The organism is Rhodopseudomonas palustris (assembly GCF_013415845.1).
Classification (GTDB): domain Bacteria; phylum Pseudomonadota; class Alphaproteobacteria; order Rhizobiales; family Xanthobacteraceae; genus Rhodopseudomonas; species Rhodopseudomonas palustris_F.
Genome location: NZ_CP058907.1, coordinates 1,849,894 through 1,874,323, shown reverse-complemented (window position 1 = coordinate 1,874,323; position 24,430 = coordinate 1,849,894). Strand labels below are relative to the sequence as shown.

The window sequence follows — 24,430 nt, the reverse complement described above, 5'->3', positions numbered from 1 at the left end:
GTTATTGAGCGCGTTCCGACGCGCGGTCACGACAGATTGATTGCAGTGCAACAAACGGCGTGAGCTGCCGGCGACGTCAGGTTCCGGCGCGGTACGGTTTGAACCAGCCGAGGCCGTCCTCGGTCTTGCCGCGCGGACGATACTCGGCGCCGACAAAGCCGGCGTAACCGAGCCGGTCGAGCTCGGCGAATAGAAACGGATAGTTGAGCTCCTCGCCGTCCGGTTCGTGCCGGGACGGCACGCTGGCAATCTGAACATGGCCGATCATCGGCAGCATCTCGCGCAGCCGCGTGGTGACGTCGCCATGCAGGATCTGGCAGTGATAGACGTCGAATTGCAGCTTCAGATTGGCAATGGCCATCTCGCGAACGAGAGCGTGAGCGTAATCGACATCGTCGAGAAAATAGCCGGGCGCGTCGCGCCGGTTTAGTGGCTCGATCAGCACGTCGATGCCGTGCGGCGCGAAGAAATGCGCGGCAACCGCCAAGGACCGCCGAAACGCCAGCGCCGCCGCCGCGTCGCGGCGGTCGGCATTGCCTGCCAGCAGATGTAGCCGCTTCACCCCGGTTGCGAGCACATAAGGCAGCGCCGTGTGCAGGCTGCGCTGCAACTCGTCGAACTTGTCCGGCAGCGCCGCAAATCCCTTCTCGCCGGCGGCCCAATCGCCCGGCGGCAGGTTGAACAGCACCTGGGTCAGGCGGTTGCGCTGCAGCCGTTCGGCGATGGCGCTGGGCTCGACCTCGTAGGGAAAAAGAAACTCGACCGCATCAAATCCCGCCGCCCGCGCCGCATCGAAACGGTCGAGAAAGGCGTGCTCGGTGAACATCAGGCTGAGATTGGCTGCGAAGCGCGGCATGTTGAGCGTCCCCCGGCATCCTTGGATGCTCAAGAGATACAATGAATCTCAGCATCCGTCATTGCGAGCGCCGCGCAGCAATCCAGGCCAGGTGCACGGGGACTTCTGGATTGCTTCGTCGCTTTGCTCCTTGCAATGACGCAGATAGATTGACGCTCAACTCAAAGGCAGAACAAACTAGAGGGACGCTCAGCTAGAGCCCCAGATACGCCTTCCGGACGTCGGGGTTATCCATCAGCTCGGCGGCCTTGCCCTGCATCAGGACGCGGCCGGTCTGCAGGATGTAGGCGCGGTCGGCGATTTCGAGGCATTCGGCCATGCGCTGCTCGACGATCAGCACGGTCATGCCGGCGTCGCGGATCTTCTTCACCGACTGGAAGATCTCGCTGACCAGCTTAGGCATGATGCCCTGCGACGGCTCGTCGAGCATCAGCAGGCGCGGCCGAGTCATCAGCGCGCGGCCGATCGCCAGCATCTGCTGCTCGCCACCGCTCAAAGTCTCGGCACGCTGCTCCAACCGTTCCTGCAACCGGGGAAACAGGCTGAACACGAACTCCAGCGGCTTCTCGCGATCGGCTTCACCGCGATAGAGGTAACTGCCGAGCCGCAGATTGTCGTGGACCGACAGCCGGGGAAACAGCCGGCGGTTCTCCGGCACATAGGCGACGCCGCGCTTGGTGATCACATGCTGCGGGACGCCGTCGAGCCGCTCGCCGTCAAACAGCACTTGGCCGGAACGAATGCGCTCGGCGCCGGCGATCGATTTCAGCAGCGTCGATTTGCCCGCGCCATTGGCGCCGGCGACGCAGACGATCTCGCCCTGCTCGACCTCGATCGAGACGTTCGAAATCGCGACCAGGCCCTTATAGGCGGTGGTGACCTCACGCACCGACAGCATGACGATCCCCAAGATAAGCAGTGATGACTTTCGGGTCGCGCACCACGTCGGCCGGCTTGCCTTCGGTGAGCACCTTGCCGAGGTCGAGAACGATGGCACGGTCGACCAACGGCATGACGATTTCCATGACGTGCTCGACCATCAGCACCGTGATGCCGGCGTCGCGGACGCGGCGCACCAGTTCGACGCCCTTCTCCGCTTCGGTCGGCGTCAGACCAGTGAGCACCTCGTCGAGCAGCAGCAGCTTCGGTTCGGTGGCGAGCGCGCGGGCGACTTCGAGCCGGCGCTTCTCAGAGGGAATGAGCTGGCTGGCGAGCACGTCGGCGCGCCCGTCCAGGCCGCAGAACTTCAGCACCTCATGCGCCCTGCGCCGCGCCTCGCGCATCACCGTGGTGCGGATCAGCGCGCCGACGATGACGTTGTCGATCACCGTCATCGACTCGAAGCTCTTCACCACCTGGAAGGTCCGGCCGATGCCGCGGGCACAGCGAGCGGTGGCAGGGAGCTTGGTGACGTCCTCGCCGTCGAAGATGATCGAGCCTTGGGTCGGCGGCAGCACGCCGGCGATCAGATTGAACAGCGTCGACTTGCCGGCGCCGTTCGGGCCGATCAGGCCGACGATCTCGCCGCGCCCGACCTTGATTGACACGTCGCTGTTGGCGACGAGACCGCCGAAGCGCTGCCACACGCCGCGGGTTTCCAGAAGTGTCTCGCTCATTGCGGCACTCCCTTGGAAGCCGAGCGGCGGGAGAACAGGCCGATCAAGCCTTCCGGCCGCGCCAGCGCGATCACCACGATCACGCTGCCGTACAGGATCAGGTCAACGCCGCGTCCCGAGCCACCGACGAACGACCGAGTCAGCTCGGTGAGCGGGATCAAGATCGCAGCGCCGAGCACCGGGCCCCACAGCGTGCCGATGCCACCAAGCACGGCGGGCAGCGCCATCAGCAGCGAGAACTGGAAGGTCATCACGCTTTCAGGATCGATATAGGACACGAACATCGCGTAGAAGCTGCCGCCAACCGCAGTGAGGAATGCCGATACCGCGGCGGCGCCCATCTTGGAGTTGAACACCACCACGCCGAGGCTTTCGGCCGCGTCCGGATTGTCCTTCACGGCGCGCCACCAGTAGCCCCATTTGGAGTCTTCCAGCCACCAGGTGATGAGCCAGGCGAGGCAACAGAACACCAGGGCGAAATAGTAGTAAGGCAGCTTGCTGCGGGTGAACTGGAACTTGGCCCAGCTGTCGCCACGGACCGGAATGTCGATGCCGAGCGCCGCCCCGGCCCAGTCCCAATTGTGGAACAACAGAAAACCGATCTCGGCGATCACGATGGTGGCGATGACGAAATAGTGGCCGCGCAGCCGGAAGGTCGGATAGCCGAGCGCCAGGGCAATCACCGACGAGATGATGCCGCCGCCGATCATGCCGAACCACGGCAGCACGCCGAGCTTGGTGAACAACAGCGCCGTGGTGTAGGCGCCGAGGCCGAAATACAGCGCGTGGCCGAGCGAGATCTGGCCGCAATAGCCGCCCAGGATGTTCCACCCCTGCGACAGTGCCGCATACATCAGGGTCAGCACCATGATGTTCTGGACGTAGACATCCTTGATGAACAACGGCGCGCAGGCAGCGGCGGCGGCAAGCAGAGCGGCGACGATCAGGTCGCGGCGGCGGCGTTTGAGGTGAGCCTTGTCCATCAGATCGATCCGAACAGGCCACGCGGCCGAATGAACACAACCAGCAGATAAACGGCGTAGATGCCGATCGACTTCAGCGACGGCGGCAGGATCATCGCGGTGGTCGCCTCGACCAGGCCGACGATGATGCCACCGGCGAAGGCGCCGAACACGCTGCCAAAGCCGCCGAGCGCCACGGTGACGTAGGCGATCAGCGCGAACGAGGCGCCGACATCGGGATAGATATAGAAGAAGATCGCCATCACGGCGCCTGCCAGACCGATCAATGCCGAGCCAAGGCCCCAGCCCAGCGCGAACACCTTGTTCTTGTCGATGCCAACCAGAGCCACCGCGCCTGCGTCCTCGCGGGTCGCTTCGAGCGCACGGCCGAAATCGGTCTTCTTCATGAAGAAGTACAACGCGCCGAACGCGGCGATCGACACCAGCGCGCCGACCAGTTGCGGCACGGGCAGGAACACGCCGCCGATCTCCAGCGTCTTGCCGCCCAGCCAGGAGACGTTGATGCTGCGATAGTCGGGGGTGAAGAAGTACTGCGCCAGGCCGCGCATCAGGATTGCGAGGCCGAAGGTCGTGAAGATCTGCACCATGCCGATATTGGCTCTGGCTCTCATCGCAAATCGGACGACCAATAGGTAAATCACCGCGCCGAACACGAACATCGCCGCCCCGACGAGCGGAGCGGCGAGGATCGGATCGATCGCGAAGAACGCGAACAGGAAGAAGGTGATGTACATCGCCAACATCAGGAATTCGCCGTGGGCGAAGTTGGTGACATCCATCAGGCCAAAGATCAGAGCCAGGCCGACCGCGACCAAGCCGTACAGAAGTCCCATCAGCAGACCGCTGGCGAGAGACTGGATGATCGTCGCGGTGGTCAAAGTCCTCTCTCCGTCATTGCGAGCGAAGCGAAGCAATCCAAAACAGGAGCGCAGCGCTGGATTGCGTCGCCGCTACGCCCCTCACACAAACGGGCGCACCATGGTGCGCCCGTTTTAACTTCCTGCGTTACGGCATCGGCCAGATCGCGTCAGCGACCGCGGCCTGAGTGGGGAAGATGGTGACGAACTTGCCGCCGACATATTGCAACAGCACCGGGTCGGCGAAGGTGTTCTGGCCGGTCTCGTCGAACTTGACCCGGCTCCACGGCATGATGGTCTGCTCGCCCGGCATATCGGTCGCTGCCAGGGCGTCGCGGATCTTCTCGCCGTCGGTCGACTTGGCACGGTTGATGGCGTCGGCCATCACGATCAGGCCCATGAACTGCCGCGACGAGTAATCGTTGAAGTCCTTGCCGGACTTCTCCTTGTACATGTCGTTGATCTTGCCGACCATCGGCCGCTTCTGCGCAAGGTCGATCGAAAACGAGCCACGCGAAATCACGCCCGGGATCTTGTCGCCGACCGCATCATACAGCGCCTTCTCCGAGAAGCCGGCGTCCTGCGCCACGATGTTCTTGGCCTTGTAGCCGAGCTCGCCCATGGTGCGGATCAACAGAATGCCGTCGGTGGTGTAGCTCGATGGCATCAGCACGTCGGCGTCCGCAGCCTTGAGCTGCTGCACCTCGGCAGTCAGTGACGGCGAGTTGGCGCGGTACTTGATGTCCGCCGCGATCTTGTAACCACGCTCCTGCGCCAGCTTGAGCTGCGCGTTGGAGGAGTCGGTGCCGAAGATGGTGTCTTCGTGGAACAGCGCCAGCGTCTCGATCTTCTGGCCCTTCTTCTTCAAGGCGTCGAAGAAGTCGAACATCGCCTGCGAGAACATCTCATCGTGCGGAGCCGGCCGGAAATAATACTTGAGGCCGCGGCGATGCAGGCTCGGCGAGGAGTTGTCGGCCGACAGGAACGGTACCTGATAGCGCTCGCAAACCTGGCTGACGGTGACCGCCACGGCGCTCTGGTAGGTGCCGACGATGGCGCAGACTTTTTCCTGAGTGATCAGTCGCTCAGCCTCGGCGCGGCCCTTCTGCGGATCGGCCTGATGGTCGGCGAAAACGAGGCGGACCTTGGCGCCACCGAGCCCCGGAAGGCCCTCGCCGCGCGCCAGCGGCAGATCGAAATCGTACTTGTTGTTGATCAGTTCGGCCGCGGTCTGGAACGCCTTCTGCGCATCGACGCCGATCTGGGCGCTCGATCCCGACAACGGATAGATCACACCGATGACGACTTCCTTGGTCTCGGCCCTTGCCGTCGCGAACGGCAGCAAAGCGGCGCTGGCCGCGCCGCCGAGAACGAGGTTACGGCGATTGATCTTCATGACGTCTTCCTTTGCTACCAACGTTGGGAGTGAAGCGGTCAGAGGTTCGGTTCGGCGTTACAGCACGGCAAGGTGCTTGTTCTTCAGGTCGGTGACAAGCATCAATCCGGGCGCGTGGGTGATGGCGAACGGGACTTTAGCTGCGGCGATCACCGCCTGGGGAGTGACACCGCAGGCCCAAAACACAGGTAATTCGTCGGGGCCGATCGGCACCGGATCGCCGTAGTCCGGCTTGGCGATGTCGGCGATCCCGATCGACTGCGGCAATCCGATATGCACCGGAGCGCCGTGAACGGAGGGAAAGCGCGAGGTAATCTGGACCGCGCGGATCGCATCTTTCGGCTTGAGCGGCCGCATCGACACCACCATCGGCCCGGAGAACGGACCGGCCGGCTCGCACGGGATGTTGGTGCGATACATCGGCACCCGCACCTTCTCTTCGATATGGCGGATCGGGATGTCATCGGCGAGCAGCGCCTCTTCGAACGAGAACGAGCAGCCGATCACAAAGGCGACCAGGTCGTCACGCCAATGCGCAACAATATCGGTCGGCTCCTCGACCAACTCGCCGTCCCGCCACACCCGGTAGCGCGGCAGGTCGGTTCGGATGTCGAGGTCGATGCCGAGCGACGGAATCATCGGGTTGCCGACGTCGGACATACCGACGATCGGGCACGGCTTTGGGTTAAGCTGACAGAAGCGATGGAAGGCGGCGGCGTATTTTTCCGGCAGGATCGCCAGGTTGCCCTGCACGAAACCGGGCGCCACGCCGGCCGTCGTCTCGGCGAGTCCGGCGCGGCAGTTGAGCCGGGCCTGATGGGAAGGAAGCGGCCTTTCGGCGTCGTGGAACTGTTGCTCTGCCGCAAAAACAGTCATTCGCTCGTCCTGCCTAGTCTCTCGACAGTACAGGAGCCGAAGCCTAGTATAATGTCTAATCTTTGTTTCTGATCGGAAACAATAAACTCGTCTTATCGACTGAAGGAGTCGACCGATGGTGGACTTCAAAGCGCTCGAAACATTCATTTGGGTCGTGACGCTCGGCAGCTTCCGCGGCGCGGCGCACAAGCTGAACACGACCCAGCCGGCGATCTCGCAGCGGATCGCGCAACTGGAGCGGGAGCTCGGAGTGCGGCTGCTGCAGCGCGACCACCGAGTCGCCTCGCCGACGCCGAGCGGCCGGCAGTTGATGCTGTATGCCGAGAAGCTGATCCGGTTGCGCACCGAGATGATGGCGGCGGTGAGCGATCAGTCGAGCATGCGGGGCGTGCTGCGGCTGGGCGTCGCCGAGACCATCGTCCACACCTGGCTGCCACGGCTGATCGAGCAGGTGAACCGGGTCTATCCCAACCTGTCGCTGGAGATCGAAGTCGACATCACCCCGAACCTGCGCGCCCGGCTGTTGGCGCAGGAGATCGAGCTGGCGTTCCTACTCGGCCCGATGACGGCTTCCACCGTGCGCAGCCGGGTGCTGTGCGAGTATCCGATCGGCTTCCTCGCCAGCCCCTCGCTCGGCCTCGGCAACGGTCCGCTGACGGTGGCGGATCTGGCGAAATTCCCGATCATCACCTTCCCGCGCAAGACGCAGCCTTATGAGATCGTTCGCTCGCTGTTCAATAAGCCGGAGCTGCCGCCGATCCGCCTGCATGCCTCGGCTTCACTCGGCACGGTTATCCACATGGCGATCGAGGGCCTCGGCATCGCGGTGATCCCGACCGCGATCGTGGAGAACGAACTCGCCGAAGGCCGGCTGCAACTTCTGCAGACCGACCTGAAGATCTCACCGCTGCGGTTCTCCGCAAGCTGGCTCGCCTCCCCCGACACGGTGGCGATCGAGCGCGTCGCCGAACTCGCGGCCGAGATCGCGCACACCGGTGGCTTCATGCCCGATCCTGCAATGCAGCTCCGCGATATTGCTCACGTCGTTGAACCGGCGATTGGTTGACGCGCGCCCAGCCGGCTTGACACACTTTCGTTCTGCCTCGCGCGTCCGCGCTGAATTACCGGAGTGACTATGACCAAGACTGCCTCGAACCTGCAGATCGATTCCTCGCGGCTGTGGGACACTATCGTCAGCACCGCGCAGTTCGGCGGCACTCCGAAAGGCGGCGTGAAGCGCCTGACGCTGTCGGCGGAAGACAAGCAGGTGCGCGACTGGTTTCGCCAGGCGTGCGAGCAGGCAGGCCTCGAGGTCAGCATCGATTCACTCGGCAACATGTTCGCGCTACGCAAGGGCCGCGACATGGCCAAGCCACCGATCGGCCTTGGCTCGCATCTCGATACCCAGCCGACCGGCGGCAAGTTTGACGGCATCCTCGGCACCCTCGCCGCTCTCGAAGTGATCCGGACGCTCAACGACGCCGGTATCGAGACCGAACTGCCGCTGTGCATCACCAACTGGACCAATGAGGAAGGCTCGCGATTCGCCCCGGCGATGATGGGCTCGGCGGCGTTCGTCGGCGACTTCACCGTCGAGGACGTGCTGTCGCGCAAGGATGCGGCCGGCATCAGCGTCGCCGAAGCGCTCGACAGCATCGGCTATCGCGGCGACAAACCGGTTGGCGCCCAACCGTTCACTGGCTTCATCGAATTGCATATCGAACAGGGACCGATCCTGGAGGCGGAAGGCAAGACCATCGGCGTGGTCGATCATGGCCAGGGCGTGCTGTGGTACGACGGCAAGATCACCGGCTTCGAAAGCCATGCCGGATCGACCCCGATGCATCTGCGCCGCGACGCACTGGCCACGCTGTCGGAGATCGTGCTGGCGGTCGAGAAGATCGCAACCGAGCTCGGCCCCAATGCCGTCGGCACCGTCGGCGAAGCGGTGATCGCCTCCCCGTCACGCAACGTCATTCCCGGCGAGATCGCCTTTACCATCGACATGCGCAGCGCGGACGCCACCATCATGGATCGGCTCGACCAGCGGCTGCGCGCCGCGATCGCCGAGATCGCGCCGCGGCGCAAGGTCGAGGTCGCGCTCGATCTGGTGTGGCGCAAGGAGCCGACGCACTTCGATCCTGCCCTGGTCGGCAGCGTCGAGAGCGCCGCCAACGCCCTCGGCTATCAGAACCGCCGCATCACCTCCGGCGCCGGTCACGATGCCTGCAACCTCAACACCAGAATTCCGACCGCGATGATCTTCGTGCCCTGCAAGGACGGCATCAGCCATAACGAGTTGGAGGACGCGACCCAGCCCGACTGCGCCGCCGGTGCCAACGTGCTGCTGCACACCGTGCTGTCACTCGCCGGCGTCGCCAAGTAATCGCCGACAAACCAGCCGATAGGGGGAGATCACGATGCACGCGGTGTTCGTCGACGCCAGCGATACGCTCGCCGAGCTGATGGAGCGCATGGCGACGCCGGGCGATCCACCCGTGAAGATCCACTGCGACCCGGACGTGATGCCGGAGCAGTTACCCGAGGTGCTGGCCGGCGCCGCGATCGCGCTGATCGACCACACCTACCTGCCGACCGAGGTCGCCCGGCGCTGCACCGGGCTGAAGCACGTCGTGTTCCTCGGAACCGGCGCCCGGAGCTACATGAACATCGAAGAGCTCGCTGAGCTCGGCATCGAGGTTCACCTGATCCGCGGCTACGGCGACACCGCGGTCGCAGAAGCAACCATCGCGCTGATGTGGGCCGCGTCCCGCAACCTTGCGATCATGGATCGCGAGATGCGGCACGGCCAATGGCTGCGTGAAGACGGCATGCAGCTCACCGGCAAGACGCTCGGCCTGATCGGCTTCGGCGGCATTGGCGCAGAAGTCGCGCGGATCGCTCACGGCTCGGGCATGAAGGTGATCGCCTGGAACAGGAGTACGAAAGAGGTCGACGGCGTCCGCTTCGTCGATCTCGACACTCTGCTTCGCGACAGCCACGTCGTCTCGATGCATCTCTTGCTCAACGACGAGACCCGCGGGTTCTTGTCGCGCCAGCGGATCGCCGCGATGCGGCCGGGCGCCATCCTGGTCAACACTGCGCGCGGCGCCCTCGTCGATGAGTCCGCGATGATCGACGCGCTGCGTTCGGGTCACCTCCGCCATGCCGCGCTCGACGTGTTCGACATCGAGCCGCTGCCCACCGGCCATCCCCTCACGGCGCTACCCAACGTGACGCTCTCGGCGCATTCGGCCTTCCGTACCCCGGAGGCGAGCGAGAACCTGATCGCAGCCGCGCGCGCCCATTGCCGGCGGATCGCAGCCGCGAGCTAAGCCCAACGACGGCAATTAGTTACCGCAAAATCCCAGGTCGCCAGCCTGCCTCCGCCACACAGGTGTCGCGGCCTGATCCGAATCAACGGCACGCAAACTAAGTCTGTGCGATACTTAGCGAATCGCACGGAGTTATTCCCATGAAGGATTGGTACGCGGTCTTCGCCCTCGCGCTGGTCATCATCATCGGTTCTGCCGCAGGCCTCGTCGGCACGCTGGCGTTCCTGCTGGCCTTCTTCGTTACCTGGTACTTGCTCTCTGCGCGCGAATTGGGCTTTGCCCAGGCGCGCGCCGCGTTCGGCGTTCGGTTCGATCCACCGATCTGGACGCGCAGCAACTGGCTGTGGCTCGAGCGGCTATTCGACGATAGCGACAAGCTGTTGAAGGCCGCTGCAGTTGCGATGATCGTGATGGCCAGCACGCTGATGGTCGGCGCGCCGATCACCTTGCTCGTGGCCGTGCTGATCGCCGCCTACCTGGCTTTCAGCATCCACCGCGACGGCCCAATACCGCCGCGACGCGTGGTCCGGATTCACGATGCCGGCGCAGACGTCTCGGCGCACGCGAACCGCAGCGCTCCGATTCCGCCGCCAACCAGCACGACGCAGAGTTCGGCCGTGCTGGCTCAGGCCGCGACGCCCGCTCAGCAAATAACGGAACCGGCCCCTCTCCTGCTGGGGCCGTTCACCCGCATCGTCGCGCCGCGGCCGCGGGAGGTCACCAAGCCGCGGCCCTCCCAGAACCGCCGTCCCATCTCGCGTGGCGCCCGTAAGGCAGCAAGCAAGCGTCAACAGCGTAAGGCGGCACGCAATCCGGCTCGCCCGCTTCCGCCGAGCCGCAAGCCCGGCTACGCGATCGCGCTGAAGCCGCGCCGTCCGTTGCGGCAGCCGCCGCAGCTCCGGCAACGGCGCCGCCTTCGGAAGCCGATGACGCTGATGCGAGCAAGCGCCGCGGGTTCGTCACCGACCCGCTGACGCCGGCTTCTGCGCGCTCCCCTAACGGAGCGCTTACTCCACCATCTCGGCCACGCCCTTGCCGCAGGCCGAGGTGTCGGCCTGACCACCGAGATCGCGGGTGCGGAGCGTGCGCTCCTCCAAGGTGCGTTCGATCGCCTTCACGATCGAATCCGCCGCCTGCTTCTCGCCGAGGTGCTCCAGCATCATCGCGCCCGACCAGATCATTCCGATCGGATTGGCGATGCCCTGTCCGGCGATGTCCGGAGCCGAGCCGTGCACCGGCTCGAACACGCTCGGGAAGTCGCCCTCCGGATTGATGTTGCCCGACGGCGCGATGCCGATGGTGCCGGTGCAGGCCGGACCAAGGTCGGACAGGATGTCGCCGAACAAATTAGAGCCGACCACCACGTCGAACCAGTCCGGATGCAGCACGAAGTGCGCCGTGAGGATGTCGATGTGGTACTTGTCCCACTTCACTTCCGGGTAGCTCTTCGCCACCGCTTCGACGCGCTCGTCCCAATACGGCATGGTGATCGAGATGCCGTTCGACTTGGTCGCCGAGGTGAGATGCCGCTTCGGCCGCGACTGCGCCAGTTCGAACGCGAACTTCAGAATGCGGTCGACACCGACCCGGGTCATCACCGACTGCTGGGTGACGAACTCACGCTCGGTGTCGGGGAACATCCGGCCGCCGACCGAGGAGTATTCGCCCTCGGTGTTCTCGCGCACCACCCAGAAATCGATGTCTCCCGGCTTGCGTCCGGCGAGCGGCGACGGCACCCCGGGCATCAGCCGCACGGGGCGCAGGTTGACGTACTGATCAAACTCGCGGCGGAACTTGATCAGCGAACCCCACAGCGAAATGTGATCCGGGATCTTGGCCGGCCAACCGACCGCGCCGAAGAAGATCGCATCGTGACCGCCGATCTTCTCCTTCCAGTCGTCCGGCATCATCTGGCCGTGCTTCTCGTAATAGTCGTAGCTGGCGAAATCGAAATGGTCGAACACCAGTTTGACCAGATGCTTCTTCGCGGCCGCTTCAAGCACGCGCAATCCTTCCGGCATCACTTCCTTGCCGATGCCGTCGCCCGCGATCACGGCGATGCGATACTGATCTTTGCTCTGATTCAACTCGGTTCCCCTTTGTGTCGCGCATGGCGCGGCTTCATCTGGCCCAAAGGACGCTGGCATTCAACGCTGCGCTGCACATAGCGAATCCGCGTGAATGCAAAAGCATTGTGCTTGCCTGCGACAAAACGCGCGCTACACTTTTCGTGGCTGATCAACAAGCCGCCGGCCAACGCGCCCCCAAACAAAGACAATAAAGAGGAAACGCCATGTCTCCAGCCCCCTCGAATGTCCGTTCGTGGTCGATGCGCGCTGTGGTCGCCGCGACTGCGATCGGATTCGGTGCTTCGTCGGTGCTCGCCGCCGACCCGATCAAGATCGGCGTGATCGCCGAAGCGCAGGCGATCGCTGGCGCTTCCATTCCGCAGGCTGCGCAGCTCGCCGCTGAAGAAATCAACGCGAAGGGCGGCATCGACGGCCGCAAGATCGAGATCGTCAGCTACGACAACCACTCCTCGTCGGCCGATTCCGTACGCGCTTTCCAGCGCGCCGTGAATGAAGACAAGGTCAACGCGGTGATCGCCAGCTACATCTCGGAAGTTGTGCTGGCGCTGATGCCGTGGGCCTCGCGGCTGAAAACGCCGTTCGTGACACCCGGCGCGGCGTCCAACGAGATCACCAAGGCGATCAACAAGGACTACGAGAAGAACAAATACACCTTCCACGGCTATCTCACCTCCGGCGAGCTTGCCCAGTCGGTGTGCGATGCAGCGAAGGACCTGTTGGTCGACGCCCGCCAGATGAAGAGCGCGGTGATCATGAGCGAGGACGCGGCCTGGACCAAGCCGCTCGACGTCGGCTACCAGGAGTGCCTGCCGAAGGTTGGGCTGAAGGTGCTCGACCACATCCGGTTCTCGCCCGACACCACTGATTTCACGCCGATCTTCAATAAGATCGAGGGCTCGAAGCCGGACGTGATCATCACCGGCATCTCGCATGTCGGCGTGCAGCCGACGGTGCAGTGGAAGAACCAGCAGGTGCCGATCCCGATGTTCGGCATCGCCTCCCAGGCGACCAACGAGACCTTCGGCAAGGACACCAACAACGCCTCCGACGGCGTGCTGTACCAGGGCGTGTCGGGCCCCGGCGTCGCGGTAACGTCGAAGTCGGTGCCGTTCGCCGAGAATTTCAAGAAGAAATACGGCAACTATCCGTCCTATGCCGGCTACACCGCCTATGACGAGGTCTATTACATCGCCGAGGCGGTGAAGCGCGCCGGCTCCACCGACGGCGAGAAGCTGGTCGAAGCGCTGGAAAAGACCGACTACGAAGGCACCATCGGCCGCGTCCAGTTCTACGGCAAGGACGAGCCGTTCACCCACGGCCTGAAATACGGCAAGGGCCTGCTCACCGGTCTGATGCTGCAATGGCAGGACGGCAAGCAGGTCGCGGTGTGGCCGCCGGAAGTGGCCAAAGCCAAGATCAAGTTCCCGGCCTTCATCAAGGCCGCCGCGAACTGACCGCTTCAGCGAATGCTCCCGCCACCAAGGACGGGAGCATTTTTCGTCCGGCTGCAAGCTTCTCCACATCGTCATTCCGGGGCGCGGGCGCCGCCCGCGAACCCGGAATCTCAGAACAGCTCGGGATTCCGGGTCTGCGCGCCGGCGGCGCGCATCCCGGAATGACGTCCCGGATTTGGCCAACTGAAAGTCCCGAATGCTCGCCCTGCAAATCCTGATCGACGGCTTCGCCATCAGCGCGCTGTATGCGCTGGGCGCGACCGGGTTCACGTTGATCTTCGGCGTCTCCGGCGTGCTCAACCTGTCACACGGCGCCATCATGGTCGCCGCCGCGGTCGCGGCCTGGGCGGCATCGAGCACGTTCGGCATCGGCAGCTACGCCGGCGCGCTGATCGGCATCACCACCGCCCTGGTGATCGCATTGCTGACCTATTTCGCGGTGGTGCAGCCGATCCAGCGGTCACGGCGGATCGCCAATGAGGAGAAGGAGATCTTCGTCCTCACCGGCACCCTGCTCTGGGGCATCATGATCCAGGAGGCGATCGCTTACTTTTTCACCAACAACGCCAAGACGGTGTTGCCGATCGTCACCGGCGTGGTCGAGATTCTCGGCGTTCGTACCCCGCGCAACGAGATCTTCACCGCGCTGGTGTGCTGCCTGGTGATCGCGCTGCTGTGGCTGCTGGTCAACCGCACCAAGATCGGCAAGGCGGTGCTGGCAGCCTCGATGAACCCGCGCGGCGTCACCCTGCTTGGGCTCAAACTCACCAACATCTACGTCGTCGTCTGGATCATCTACGGCGTGCTCGCCGGTATCGCCGGGGTGCTGCTCGGCATGTTCCTGGGTGTGTCGTCCTACAGCGTCGGTCCGCTGACCGCGAGCGCATTCTCGATCGTGGTGCTCGGCGGGCTCGGCAGCGTCTCCGGCTCGCTGATCGCCGCCTTCGTGGTCGGCTATCTGGAGACCTTCACCGCTTACATGATCTCGCCGGCCTATCGATCGATCCCGGCGCTGCTGCTGTTGGTCACGGTGATGTATCTGCGGCCTCAGGGCCTGCTCGGGAGGCGCTGAGATGGGGTTCTTCACGTCACGATTGTTCTGGATCGCCCTGCTAGTGGTCGCTGTCGCCGCGACGCTGCCGCTCTATGTCTCCGGCTACATCCTCGGGCTGCTGACGGTGGCTTTCTACTTCGGCGTTTTCGCGATGTCCTGGGATCTGCTGTTCGGCTTTGCCGGCGAGGTGAATTTCGGCCCGACCTTCCTGATCGGCACCGGCGCCTACACCGCAGGCATCGTCAACAATCTCTACGGCGTGTCGCCGTACTTCTGCATTTTCATCGGCGCGATGGCCGCGGTGGTCGCGGGCTTCGTCCTGGCGCTTCCGGCGCTGCGGGTGCGCGGGCCGTATTTCGGCCTGACCACGCTGGTCGCAGTGCTGATGCTGCAGAACTTCATCGTCGTGTTCGCCGACCTCACCGGCGGCGAGATCGGGCTGACCATTCCGGACGTCATCACCATCAACGCCGGTGCCAATTACTGGATCGCGCTCGGCTTCATGACGGTGAGCGGCGCGATCCTGTACGGGCTATCGCAATCGCCGATCGGCCTGGTGCTGCAGGCCTCGGGCCAGGATCCGGTGCAGGCCGGCGCGCTCGGCTTCAACATCGTCAAGCACAAGCTGTTCGCCTTCGTGGTCAGCGCCTTCTTCTCCGGCCTGTCGGGCGCGCTCTTGGTGTTCTACTTCGGCACCGCCTCGGTCGGCACCGTGGTCGATGTCGCGGTCGGCGTGAACGTGATCGTCGCAGCCGTGCTCGGCGGGCGGCGGACCGTGATCGGCGCGGCGCTGGGCGCCGTGTTCCTGATCGTCGCAGGCGAATTCCTGCGCCCGACCGGCGAACTCGCCACCTTCATCGTCTCGGCGATCGCTCTGCTCGTCGTGCTGTTCTTCCCCGGCGGCTTCCTCGGAGCCGCCATGTCGCGTGAGGCCAGGACTTGATGGACGCAGTCTCCAGCAACTTCGCTCCCACACTCGAAGTCCGCGGCCTCACCAAGCGGTTCGGCGGACTCACTGCGGTGAAGAACCTGTCGTTCGACCTGCGCGCCGGCGAGATCTTCGGGCTGATCGGGCCGAACGGCTCCGGCAAGTCCACCGCGATGAAATCGATCATGGGAATCGAACGCCCGACCGCCGGCGAAGTCGTGTTCCAGGGCGAGAACGTCGCCGGCCTGCCGGCGCACAAGATCGCCCGCAAGGGCTTCGGCATGGTGTTTCAGCATTCGCGGCCGCTGAACCGGCAGACCGTGCTGGAAAACATCATGGTGGCGCTGCTGCCCGATAGCCTGCTGGCGCTGTTTCACGATCGCGCACTGGTCGAGCGCGCCGAGGCGATCGCAGAACGGGTCGGCCTTGGCGCGGTGATGCGGCGGAAGCCGCCGACCTTGCCATTCGCCGACCTGCGCCGCCTCGAATTGGCGAAAGCGATCGCGCGCGATCCCAAGGTGGTGCTGGTCGACGAACCGTTCGCCGGGTTGACGCTGGCGGAGGTCGGCACCTTCTCCGAACTGATCGCCGGCTTCCGCGATGAAGGCCGCGCGGTGCTGCTGGTCGACCACAACGTCAAGAGTGTCGCTGCGCTGGTCGACCGCGTGCTGGCGATGTATCTCGGCGAAGAGATCTGCACCGGCGCCGCCGGCGAAGTGATGAAAAACGAGACGGTGCGGCGGGTGTATCTCGGCGGCGCGATCGAAACCTCGGCGCGGCCGGAGACCAGCTTCCACGACAAGGTGCCGCTGCTGCAGGTCGAGAACGTCAACGTGTTCTACGGCAAAGCGCAGGCGCTGGAGAACGTCTCGATCCACGTCCACGAGAGCGAGTTCGTTTCGGTGGTCGGGCTCAACGGCGCCGGCAAAACCACGCTGTTCAATACCATCTCTGGGCTCCTCCCCTACACCGGCGCGATCAAGCGCGGCGGCGAAGCGCTGCGCGGCACCTCGGCGGCGAAGATCGCGCGCGACGGCATCGTGCAATGTCCGGAGTCGCGCGAGCTGTTCGGCGAGATGACGGTGCGTGAGAATCTCGATCTCGGCGGCTACCACCTCGCCGACGACGTCCGCGACAAGCAGATCGAATGGTTGTTCGATCTGTTCCCGATCCTGCGGGAACGACATGGTCAGCTTGCACAGACCCTGTCCGGCGGCGAGCAACAGATGCTGGCGATCGGCCGCGCCCTGATGATGCAGCCGAAGATTCTGATCCTGGACGAGCCGACCCTCGGTCTTGCGCCGGTGATCCTGGAGCAGTTGTCGAAGGCGCTGGAGAAGCTGCGCCAGACCTCGTCGATCACCGTGCTGCTGGGCGAGCAGAACGTCACTTTCGCGCTGCCGCATGCGGACCGTGTCTATGTGCTGGAGCACGCCCGCATCGTGTGGGAGGGCGATCCGGCGCGCTTTGCCGCCGAGGCCGGAGAGGGCTATCTGTAGCGGCGGCGTCCGGCCGAACCGGACCTCACCGAAGGGCACTCGATGGACCTGCATCTGCGCGGCAAGCGCGTCCTCATCACCGGCGCATCAAAGGGCATCGGCGCCGCCGCGGCCGAAGCTTTCGCCGAGGAAGGCTGTCATCTGCGGCTCGCCGCCCGCAACAAGGATGCGCTGGAAGCCCTCGCCGCGCGGCTGCGCGACCAACACGGCGTCGGCGTCGCGGTCCACGTCGCGGACCTGCGCAGCAAAGCAGACCTGGCGCAGCTCGCCGCCCAGGCAACGGACATCGATATCCTGATCAACAATGCTGGCGATATTCCGCGCGGCACCATCGATGCGATCGACGACGCCACTTGGCGCCATGCGTGGGATCTGAAAGTGTTCGGCTTCATCGATCTCACCCGGCTGGTCTACGCGCAGATGAAGGCGCGCGGCGGCGGCGTCATCATCAACGACATCGGCGCGGCCGGCGAACGGCTCGACGCCGGTTATATCTGCGGCTCCGCCGGCAACGCTGCGCTGATGGCGTTCACCCGGGCGCTCGGCAGCCGCAGCCTCGCCGATAACATCCGCGTCGTCGGCATCAATCCCGGCCCGGTCGGCACCGATCGCTATCTCGGACGGATGAAGGGCCGCGCCAAAGCAGAGCTCGGCGACGAGAGCCGCTACCTCGAGCTGCAGAAAAACCTTCCGCTCGGCCGCCCCGCGCAGCCGCGCGAGATCGCCGACCTGATGGCCTATCTGGCCTCCGACCGGTCCGGCTACACCACCGGCGCGATTTTCTCGGTCGACGGCGGACTCAGCGCCGGCTGGCCGGCCTGAACTGCAGCGGCCGCGCGCCGGCCGCAACGCAGCCATGACGATGCGCCGCACACTCCTTCCGCCGCAGCGGGGCCGCAACGGATCGTCAACCGCACGGGCGTCACAACGTCGCTGTTTGATTCAACGCAAGCGGCGCCGTCTGCGCCGCGGCGTATCAAATGACACCTGCAATCGGAGATTTTGCCATGGCCTCATCGCTCACCCCTCCCGCCTCTGAGCCCGTGGCCGGTTTGCCGGTGTTGTCGCACATCCGCAAAGATTTCATCTGGGGCGTGTCGACCGCGAGCTTCCAGATCGAAGGCGCCGCCAACGAGGACGGCCGCGGCCAGAGCATCTGGGACGTGTACTGCCGCTCCGGCTATGTCGCCAACAACGACACCGGCGATGTCGCCTGCGATCACTATCATCGCTATCAGGAAGACGTCGCGTTGATGAAGACGCTCGGCATTCAGGCGTATCGATTCTCGATCGCCTGGCCGCGGATCTTCCCGCAAGGCACCGGCGCGATCAACGAGCCCGGCCTCGCCTTCTATGATCGCCTGATCGACGCGCTGGAGGCCGCCGGCATCGAGCCGTGGATCTGTCTATATCATTGGGATCTGCCGCAAGCGCTGGAAGAGCGCGGCGGCTGGATGAATCGCGATATCGTCGGCTGGTTCGCCGACTACGCGCGGGTGATCGGCGAGCGTTACGGCAAGCGCGTGAAGCGGTTTGCCACCTTCAATGAGCCCGGCATCTTCAGCCTGTTCAGCCGCTCGTTCGGCGCGCGCGACCGCAGCGCCGACGAGAAGCTGCACCGCTGGATTCACCACGTCAATCTGGCGCACGGCGCCGCCGTCGACGTGCTGCGCGAGACCGTGGCGGATGCGAAGATCGGATTGGTCACCAACTATCAGCCGGTGTACCCATCGAGCGACAAGCCGGAAGACGTCGCCGAGGCCAAGCTGATCAGCGACTACTGGAATCGCGCTTTCGCCGATCCGCAATATCGCGGCGAGTATCCAGACCTGATCCGCGACGCCATCAAGCCGTATATCCAGCCCGGCGACATGGAGCGCATCCACCGGCCGCTCGACTGGTTCGGTCTGAACCATTACAGCCCCGTCTATATCAACTCCGATCCGAACGCGATCGTCGGACTCGGCTGGGGGCCGAAGCCCGAGGGCATTCCGCGCTCGCCGATCGACTGGACGATCGAGCCGGATGCCTTCCGCGATACGCTGATCGAGATCAGCCGCCGCTACGGCAAGCCGGTTTACGTCACCGAGAACGGTTACGGCAGCAATATCGAGAAGCCAGACGCCAACGGCGAAGTGGTCGATCCGGGCCGGATCGGCTTCCTGCGCGACTACATCACCGCCCTCGACCAGGCGGTCGCAGCCGGCGCCGATGTGCGCGGCTACATGGTGTGGTCGCTGCTCGACAATTTCGAGTGGGAGTCCGGCTACAGCGTGCGCTTTGGGCTGATCTACATCGACTATGCGACGCTGCGCCGGATTCCGAAGGCGTCGTTCAAGTGGTTCGCCGACGTGATCCGTCACGCCCGCGGCACAGCCACCTGAGCCAAGAGGAGCCTACGGCGACGCCAGCTCGCGCGAAGGCTCGGCTGGCGTTACCGGATTGCGGTCCGGCATCGCATCGATCGCGGCCAGAAGGGCCGCGACGCGGTTGGCAGACGAGCGCCAGTCCGCCAGCCGCTGATAATTGTCGACCAGCCAGTTCACCGCGCCCTGCACGGTGACGAACGCCGCCGCGCTCTGCGTCACTTCGCCGAGCGTCATCGCACCGGCGAGATATTTCGGGAAGCACAGGAAATACGCGGCGACCGGCGCGAACAGGAAGTTGCTGTGCGACACCAGCGTCATGTCGACGAGCTGCCAGCACAGCTCGCGCCACGAGCGCAGCACCGCCTTCAACCGCTCCGCCAGCTTGATCATCCAGGCTTTCTCATCGGCTTCGCTGGCGGGGCGACCGCCGCGCATCACTTCGGCCGCAGCCCGGAATTCCGCCTCGTTCTGGTTGCGCCGCTCGCTGATGCTGGTCATGCGCCGGCCGAACCACAGCATCAGCGCGGTCATCAGGGTGGAGTATCCGATCACGCCGACCACCAGATAGCCCGGGATCTCAGCGCGATGGCCGAACACGGTGACGTCGATGCTGCCGCCGACGCTCCACAGCACGCTGAAGAAGGTCAACGCCGTCAGCACCGAGGACAGGAACGCCAGGATCAGATCGACCGGCGAGTCGGTGGCGATCCGCACGTCCTCGGCGAGGCGATATTCCGGGTTCTCGGCACCGTGATCTGTACCATCGATTGGGACGTTGTGGTCCTTTCGCGACCAGCGCGCGAGGATTTCACATGTCATGGACTCGCGCCATTTGCGCTGCCCGGTCATGCGCCCCCACACCGAGGTCGCAGCGACCAGCACGCTGGTGGCGGCGAGCATCACGAATATGCCGGTTTGCGTCCACAGCGCGCCGGCGTCCCGCCGCTCGAGCGCATCGAAGAAATGCCGATTCCACAAATTGAGATAAAACTGAACCAGCAGTTGTGCGAGCACCACGCCGATCAGCACCACGATCAGGCCCGTGACGCGTGGCTTGCCGCTCAGCCAAAATCTGCGGGACATCAGCCAGAACCCGGTCAGGTTGTGGCCGTTCGAGTCGTTATGTGAGAAGAGTCCCATGACGCGATATAAGGCCCGGACCGGCTGGTTGTGAAGCGGTCCGGGGTACCCATTGCGTCTAGTCTTGGTATCCGGTCCAAAAGCGCAGACGGTGATGTACTGATACCGCCGGCGCGATCAACTCAGGGGAGTTACAGGGTGGCGGCAGATCAGGCGCTGGTAAAGGAAACCGCTTGTGCAGTGGTGGGCAAGCTCAAGTCCGGCGAGGTGACGCCGATCGAGGTGCTCGACGTGCTCGAAGAGCGGATTGCCGAAGTCGACGGCGCCGTCAATGCTCTCCCCACTCTATGCTTCGACCGTGCCCGCGGCCACGCCGCAGAGCTGATGAAGAAACCGCCAGCCGAGCGCGGCCTTCTGGCCGGTCTGCCGGTGCCGATCAAGGATCTCACCGCGGTCGCAGGCGTGCTCACCACCCAGGGCTCGCCGATCTACAAGGACAATGTCCCGGCGCGCTCCGACCTGATGGTCGAGCATCTCGAAGCCAATGGCGGCGTGGTGTACGCCAAGTCGAACACGCCGGAATTCGGCGCCGGCGCCAATACGTTCAACGAAGTGTTCGGCGCGACCCGCAACCCGTGGGACCTGTCGCGCTCGGCGGCGGGCTCGTCCGGCGGCGCCGCGGCGGCGCTTGCATCGGGCACCGCATGGCTGGCCCACGGCTCGGACATGGGCGGCTCGCTGCGCAATCCGGCGAGCTTCTGCGGCATCGTCGGTCTCCGTCCCAGCTTCGGCCGGGTCGCGCATACGCCGGCGGCGAAGATCGACCGCAATCTCGGCGTTCAGGGCCCGATGGCCCGCAATGTCGATGACGTCGCGCTGCTGCTCGACGCGATGAGCGGCGAATACGCCGCCGACCCGCTGTCGATCCCCTCGCCTGCCACCTCGTTCCTCGCGGCGGCGCGGTCGCGGCAGAAGCCGCTGCGCGTGGCCTATTCGCCCGATCTCGGCATCACTCCGGTCGATCCGGAAGTCGCCGCCGTCACCCGCAAGGCGGCCGAACGCTTCGCCGAGGCCGGCGTGATCGTCGAACAGGCGCAGCCGGATCTGTCCGAAGCGCATGAATGTTTCCAGGCGCTCCGCGCGTTCGACTTCGCGATCAGCAAGGCCGACCTGCTGCGCACCAAGCGCGATCTGCTCAAGCCCGAAGTGATCTGGAATATCGAACAGGGCCTGAAGCTCAGCGTCGACGATCTCGCCAAGGCCGAAGCGCAGCGGGTGGCGATGACGGCGCGCACGATCGAGTTCTTTAAGACCTACGATCTGCTGCTGTGCCCGGCGACGATCACCGCGCCGTTCCCGGTCGAGCAGCGCTACCTGGCCGAATGCAACGGCCACACCTTCGGCAACTATGTCGAATGGCTCGGCATCGTCTACGCGATCACGCTGGTATGCTGCCCTGCCCTGTCGCTGCCTTGCGGCTTCACCGCAACCGGCCTGCCGATCGGCCTGCAGATGGTGGCACGGCCGCGCAACGAAGCCGGCCTGCTCGCCGGCGCCGCGCTGCTCGAGGATATCCTCGGCCTCAAGAGCACGACCCCGATCGACCCGCGCCCGGCGCCTGCCAGCCTGTAGGCGCCTTCCGGGACTGGCGGTTGCAACACGCTGTGCTACTCTCACGCGTGTTGCAACACCGATAGATCCGCCGACAAAGGCGGACGATAGGGAAACGCCAATGTCCGATCACCTAAATGCGTCCGAGACGCTGAAGATCCACGTCGACCAGGACAAGTGTCAGGGCCATGCGCGCTGCAAGGCGCTGGCTCCTGAGCTGTTCGAGCTCGACGACTACGGAAATGCTCACGAAACCGGCGACGGCACGGTGCCCACCGCGCTGATCGACCAGGCATGGCTGGCCAAGTCCAACTGCCCTGAGAATGCGATCGTCATCGACGAGGCTTGATCACTCCGCCTTCTCCCGTTCGAGCGGCGCCAAGACCGCACCGATACTCAGCAGAGGAAACGCCAGACATGAGCGAACGCGCACCCGTCACCGACTGGGTCAACGACTTCGACCACACCGATCCGCGCTGGACCGAAAATCCCTATCCGATCTGGGACGAGCTGCGCTCGGCCAGTCCGCTGGTTCACACCGACCGGTTTCTCGGCTGCTACATGCCGACGACCTTCGCGGCGGTGAAGGAAATCTCCTACGATACCGATCATTTCTCGTCGCGGCGGGTGATCGTCCGCAACGTCCGCTCGGAATCACCGCCGCCAGCGCCCCCGATCACCTCGGATCCGCCGGAGCACAAGCCGGCGAAGCGGCTGCTATTGCCACCGTTCACGCCCGATGCGGTCGCCAAGCTCGAGCCACGGGTGCGCGCGATCTGCAACGAACTGATCGATGCCTTCATCGAGGACGACGGCTGCGACGCCGCCACCGCCTACACCAAGCATATTCCGGTCAAGACCATCTGCCATATGCTCGGCATTCCGGAAGACGACAGCGACATCTTCATCCGCTGGATTCATGAGATCCTCGAACTCGGCATCAACGACGATGCCATCCTGATGAAGGCGGTGTTCGAGATGAGCACCTATTTCCAGGGGCATATCGCGCACCGCAAGCAGAAGCCGACCGACGACCTGATCAGCACACTGATGAACGCCCGTGACGACAAGGGCCAGCCGCTGTCGGACGCGCATGTGCTCGGCTCGCTGCGGCTGCTGCTGATCGCAGGTATCGACACCACCTGGAGCGCGATCGGCGCGGCGCTGTGGCACCTCGCCACGCATCCGGCCGACCGCGAACGGCTACTCGCCGAACCGGAGCTGATGCCGACTGCGATCGAGGAATTCCTGCGCGCCTATTCGCCGGTGACGATGGCCCGCGAGGTGATGAAGGAGACATCGATCGCCGGCTGTCCTGTGAAGCCGGGCAACATGGTGCTGCTGTCGTTCCCCGCCGCTAATCGCGATCCATCGGTGTTTCCCGAGGCCGACAGAGTGATGATCGACCGCAAGGAGAATCCGCACGTCGCGTTCGGCCTCGGCATCCATCGCTGCGTCGGTTCCAATCTGGCGCGGATGGAGATGACGGTTGCGATCGAGGAGTGGCTGAAGCGGATTGCTTCGTTTAGGCTCGACCCGTCACAAAAAGTGCGCTGGTCGGAGGGCACAGTCCGTGGCCCGCGCAGCCTGCCGCTGTTGTTCGGCAAGCCGAGCTAAGCCCTCGCCCGAAAGGTCGCCGATGTCCGACGATGCCGAACTGCCGCCGGAGTCCAAACTCACCCGCAGCAAGCAGCGCTGGGCGGCAGAAGGCAAATTTCTCACCGGCCGGCATGTCCGGCCGGATGAGCAGCGGCTGCCGCCGGGCCAGCATCTGGTGAAAGACTGGCCGGTGCTCGATCTCGGCCTGACGCCGCAGATCGGCCGCGAACGGTGGCGGCTCGACGTCTATGGCGCCGTGGCGCAGCCGGTGTTTTGGGATTGGGCACAGTTCACGGCCCAGCCGCAGGCCGACATCGTTTCCGACATCCATTGCGTGACCACCTGGTCGCGCTACGACAATCGCTGGCAGGGGCTCGCGACACGAACGCTACTCGAGGCCTGCCAGCCGACCGATCAAGCGCGCTTCGTCGTGCTGCACAGCTACGACGGCTACACCACCAATCTGTCGATCGAGGATTTTGCCGCCGCGGATGCGCTAATCGCGCATAGCTGGTCCGGCGCACCGCTCGATCAGGAGCACGGCGGCCCGGTGCGTCTCGTCGTGCCGCATCTGTATTTCTGGAAAAGCGCGAAGTGGCTGCAGGCCATCGAATTCCGCGACGACGACGCGCCGGGCTATTGGGAGGTTCGCGGCTATCATAACCGCGGCGATCCATGGGCCGAGCAGCGCTATTCGAGTGATTGACGCCGCGCCGCTCATTCCGGGGCGCGCGTAGCGCGAGCCCGGAATCCATACTCCCTGCACGCGGAGATTTGATCACGGCGTTGCTCCACCGTGCCTTACTGCAAGGACGGAGAGTATGGAT

The 24,430-nt window shown here is 64.5% G+C and carries 23 protein-coding genes; 14 read left to right on the top strand and 9 right to left on the bottom strand.

The window, feature by feature from the left end; all coding sequences use genetic code 11:
• Positions 1-76 precede the first annotated feature (76 nt).
• From otnI to HZF03_RS08610, 7 genes are all read right to left on the bottom strand, one after another.
• Positions 77-856, bottom strand: a complete 780-nt coding sequence (gene otnI / locus HZF03_RS08640; protein ID WP_119018345.1) for a 2-oxo-tetronate isomerase — start codon at positions 854-856, stop codon at positions 77-79.
• Between the two features lie 193 nt (positions 857-1,049).
• Entirely contained in the window at positions 1,050-1,754 is a 705-nt protein-coding gene (locus tag HZF03_RS08635) for an ABC transporter ATP-binding protein (protein WP_011157258.1), read from the bottom strand.
• On the bottom strand, positions 1,738-2,472 hold the full coding sequence (locus tag HZF03_RS08630) for an ABC transporter ATP-binding protein (protein WP_119018344.1): 735 nt from the start codon (positions 2,470-2,472) through the stop codon (positions 1,738-1,740). Before HZF03_RS08630 ends, HZF03_RS08635 begins: the two co-directional genes overlap by 17 nt.
• Positions 2,469-3,455 carry a branched-chain amino acid ABC transporter permease gene (locus tag HZF03_RS08625; protein WP_119018343.1) on the bottom strand — a complete coding sequence of 329 codons (987 nt, stop codon included), beginning with the start codon at positions 3,453-3,455 and terminating at the stop codon, positions 2,469-2,471. Before HZF03_RS08625 ends, HZF03_RS08630 begins: the two co-directional genes overlap by 4 nt.
• On the bottom strand, positions 3,455-4,333 hold the full coding sequence (locus HZF03_RS08620) for a branched-chain amino acid ABC transporter permease (RefSeq protein WP_012495306.1): 879 nt from the start codon (positions 4,331-4,333) through the stop codon (positions 3,455-3,457). The genes HZF03_RS08625 and HZF03_RS08620 overlap by 1 nt, the downstream gene beginning before the upstream one ends.
• Positions 4,334-4,460: 127 nt before the next feature.
• A complete protein-coding gene (locus tag HZF03_RS08615; protein WP_011157474.1) occupies positions 4,461-5,708 on the bottom strand; it encodes an ABC transporter substrate-binding protein in 1,248 nt (415 codons plus the stop codon).
• A 57-nt stretch (positions 5,709-5,765) separates the two neighbouring features.
• On the bottom strand, positions 5,766-6,584 hold the full coding sequence (locus tag HZF03_RS08610; protein WP_119018342.1) for a putative hydro-lyase: 819 nt from the start codon (positions 6,582-6,584) through the stop codon (positions 5,766-5,768).
• Positions 6,585-6,699: 115 nt separating this feature from the next.
• Between HZF03_RS08610 and HZF03_RS08605 the strand changes: the two genes are divergently transcribed.
• The 4 genes from HZF03_RS08605 to HZF03_RS08590 all read left to right on the top strand — a co-directional run bounded on the left by HZF03_RS08605 (position 6,700) and on the right by HZF03_RS08590 (position 10,893).
• The gene (locus HZF03_RS08605) at positions 6,700-7,650 is read left to right on the top strand and encodes a LysR family transcriptional regulator (protein ID WP_011157472.1); all 951 of its coding nucleotides are present in this window, start codon (positions 6,700-6,702) and stop codon (positions 7,648-7,650) included.
• A gap of 69 nt (positions 7,651-7,719) precedes the next feature.
• Positions 7,720-8,970, top strand: coding sequence for a Zn-dependent hydrolase (locus HZF03_RS08600; protein WP_104513060.1), 1,251 nt, complete (start codon positions 7,720-7,722; stop codon positions 8,968-8,970).
• A 34-nt stretch (positions 8,971-9,004) separates the two neighbouring features.
• Positions 9,005-9,919, top strand: coding sequence for an NAD(P)-dependent oxidoreductase (locus HZF03_RS08595; RefSeq protein WP_119018341.1), 915 nt, complete (start codon positions 9,005-9,007; stop codon positions 9,917-9,919).
• Between the two features lie 140 nt (positions 9,920-10,059).
• Positions 10,060-10,893: a flagellar biosynthesis protein FlhF gene (locus tag HZF03_RS08590; RefSeq protein WP_119018340.1), complete on the top strand. Its 834-nt coding sequence runs from the start codon at positions 10,060-10,062 to the stop codon at positions 10,891-10,893.
• 33 nt (positions 10,894-10,926) lie between these two features.
• Here the strand turns inward: HZF03_RS08590 and HZF03_RS08585 are convergent, their stop codons facing one another.
• Positions 10,927-11,940, bottom strand: coding sequence for a tartrate dehydrogenase (locus HZF03_RS08585; RefSeq protein ID WP_234832231.1), 1,014 nt, complete (start codon positions 11,938-11,940; stop codon positions 10,927-10,929).
• 308 nt (positions 11,941-12,248) lie between these two features.
• Between HZF03_RS08585 and HZF03_RS08580 the strand changes: the two genes are divergently transcribed.
• The 6 genes from HZF03_RS08580 to HZF03_RS08555 all read left to right on the top strand — a co-directional run bounded on the left by HZF03_RS08580 (position 12,249) and on the right by HZF03_RS08555 (position 19,328).
• On the top strand, positions 12,249-13,463 hold the full coding sequence (locus HZF03_RS08580) for an ABC transporter substrate-binding protein (RefSeq protein WP_420853859.1): 1,215 nt from the start codon (positions 12,249-12,251) through the stop codon (positions 13,461-13,463).
• 196 nt (positions 13,464-13,659) lie between these two features.
• On the top strand, positions 13,660-14,535 hold the full coding sequence (locus HZF03_RS08575; RefSeq protein WP_119018337.1) for a branched-chain amino acid ABC transporter permease: 876 nt from the start codon (positions 13,660-13,662) through the stop codon (positions 14,533-14,535).
• Between the two features lies 1 nt (position 14,536).
• Positions 14,537-15,460 carry a branched-chain amino acid ABC transporter permease gene (locus HZF03_RS08570; RefSeq protein WP_011157465.1) on the top strand — a complete coding sequence of 308 codons (924 nt, stop codon included), beginning with the start codon at positions 14,537-14,539 and terminating at the stop codon, positions 15,458-15,460.
• Complete coding sequence (locus tag HZF03_RS08565) at positions 15,460-16,944, top strand: ATP-binding cassette domain-containing protein (RefSeq protein WP_165858120.1); 1,485 nt, start codon at positions 15,460-15,462, stop codon at positions 16,942-16,944. Before HZF03_RS08570 ends, HZF03_RS08565 begins: the two co-directional genes overlap by 1 nt.
• Positions 16,945-16,986: 42 nt before the next feature.
• Positions 16,987-17,766, top strand: coding sequence for an SDR family oxidoreductase (locus tag HZF03_RS08560; protein ID WP_119018335.1), 780 nt, complete (start codon positions 16,987-16,989; stop codon positions 17,764-17,766).
• Positions 17,767-17,951: 185 nt separating this feature from the next.
• Positions 17,952-19,328 carry a GH1 family beta-glucosidase gene (locus tag HZF03_RS08555; RefSeq protein ID WP_119018334.1) on the top strand — a complete coding sequence of 459 codons (1,377 nt, stop codon included), beginning with the start codon at positions 17,952-17,954 and terminating at the stop codon, positions 19,326-19,328.
• A gap of 12 nt (positions 19,329-19,340) precedes the next feature.
• Here HZF03_RS08555 and HZF03_RS08550 read toward each other — a convergent pair whose 3' ends face one another.
• Positions 19,341-20,453, bottom strand: coding sequence for an SbmA/BacA-like family transporter (locus tag HZF03_RS08550; RefSeq protein ID WP_119018333.1), 1,113 nt, complete (start codon positions 20,451-20,453; stop codon positions 19,341-19,343).
• Between the two features lie 138 nt (positions 20,454-20,591).
• Between HZF03_RS08550 and HZF03_RS08545 the strand changes: the two genes are divergently transcribed.
• The 4 genes from HZF03_RS08545 (at position 20,592) to HZF03_RS08530 (ending at position 24,309) form a co-directional block, all read left to right on the top strand.
• Positions 20,592-22,025 (top strand): amidase, encoded by a 1,434-nt coding sequence (locus HZF03_RS08545; RefSeq protein ID WP_119018332.1) that lies wholly within the window; start codon positions 20,592-20,594, stop codon positions 22,023-22,025.
• Between the two features lie 100 nt (positions 22,026-22,125).
• Positions 22,126-22,353: a ferredoxin gene (locus HZF03_RS08540; protein WP_011157460.1), complete on the top strand. Its 228-nt coding sequence runs from the start codon at positions 22,126-22,128 to the stop codon at positions 22,351-22,353.
• Positions 22,354-22,421: 68 nt separating this feature from the next.
• Positions 22,422-23,621, top strand: a complete 1,200-nt coding sequence (locus HZF03_RS08535) for a cytochrome P450 (RefSeq protein WP_119018331.1) — start codon at positions 22,422-22,424, stop codon at positions 23,619-23,621.
• 22 nt (positions 23,622-23,643) lie between these two features.
• On the top strand, positions 23,644-24,309 hold the full coding sequence (locus HZF03_RS08530; RefSeq protein WP_119018330.1) for a sulfite oxidase-like oxidoreductase: 666 nt from the start codon (positions 23,644-23,646) through the stop codon (positions 24,307-24,309).
• The last annotated feature ends 121 nt before the right edge of the window (positions 24,310-24,430 follow it).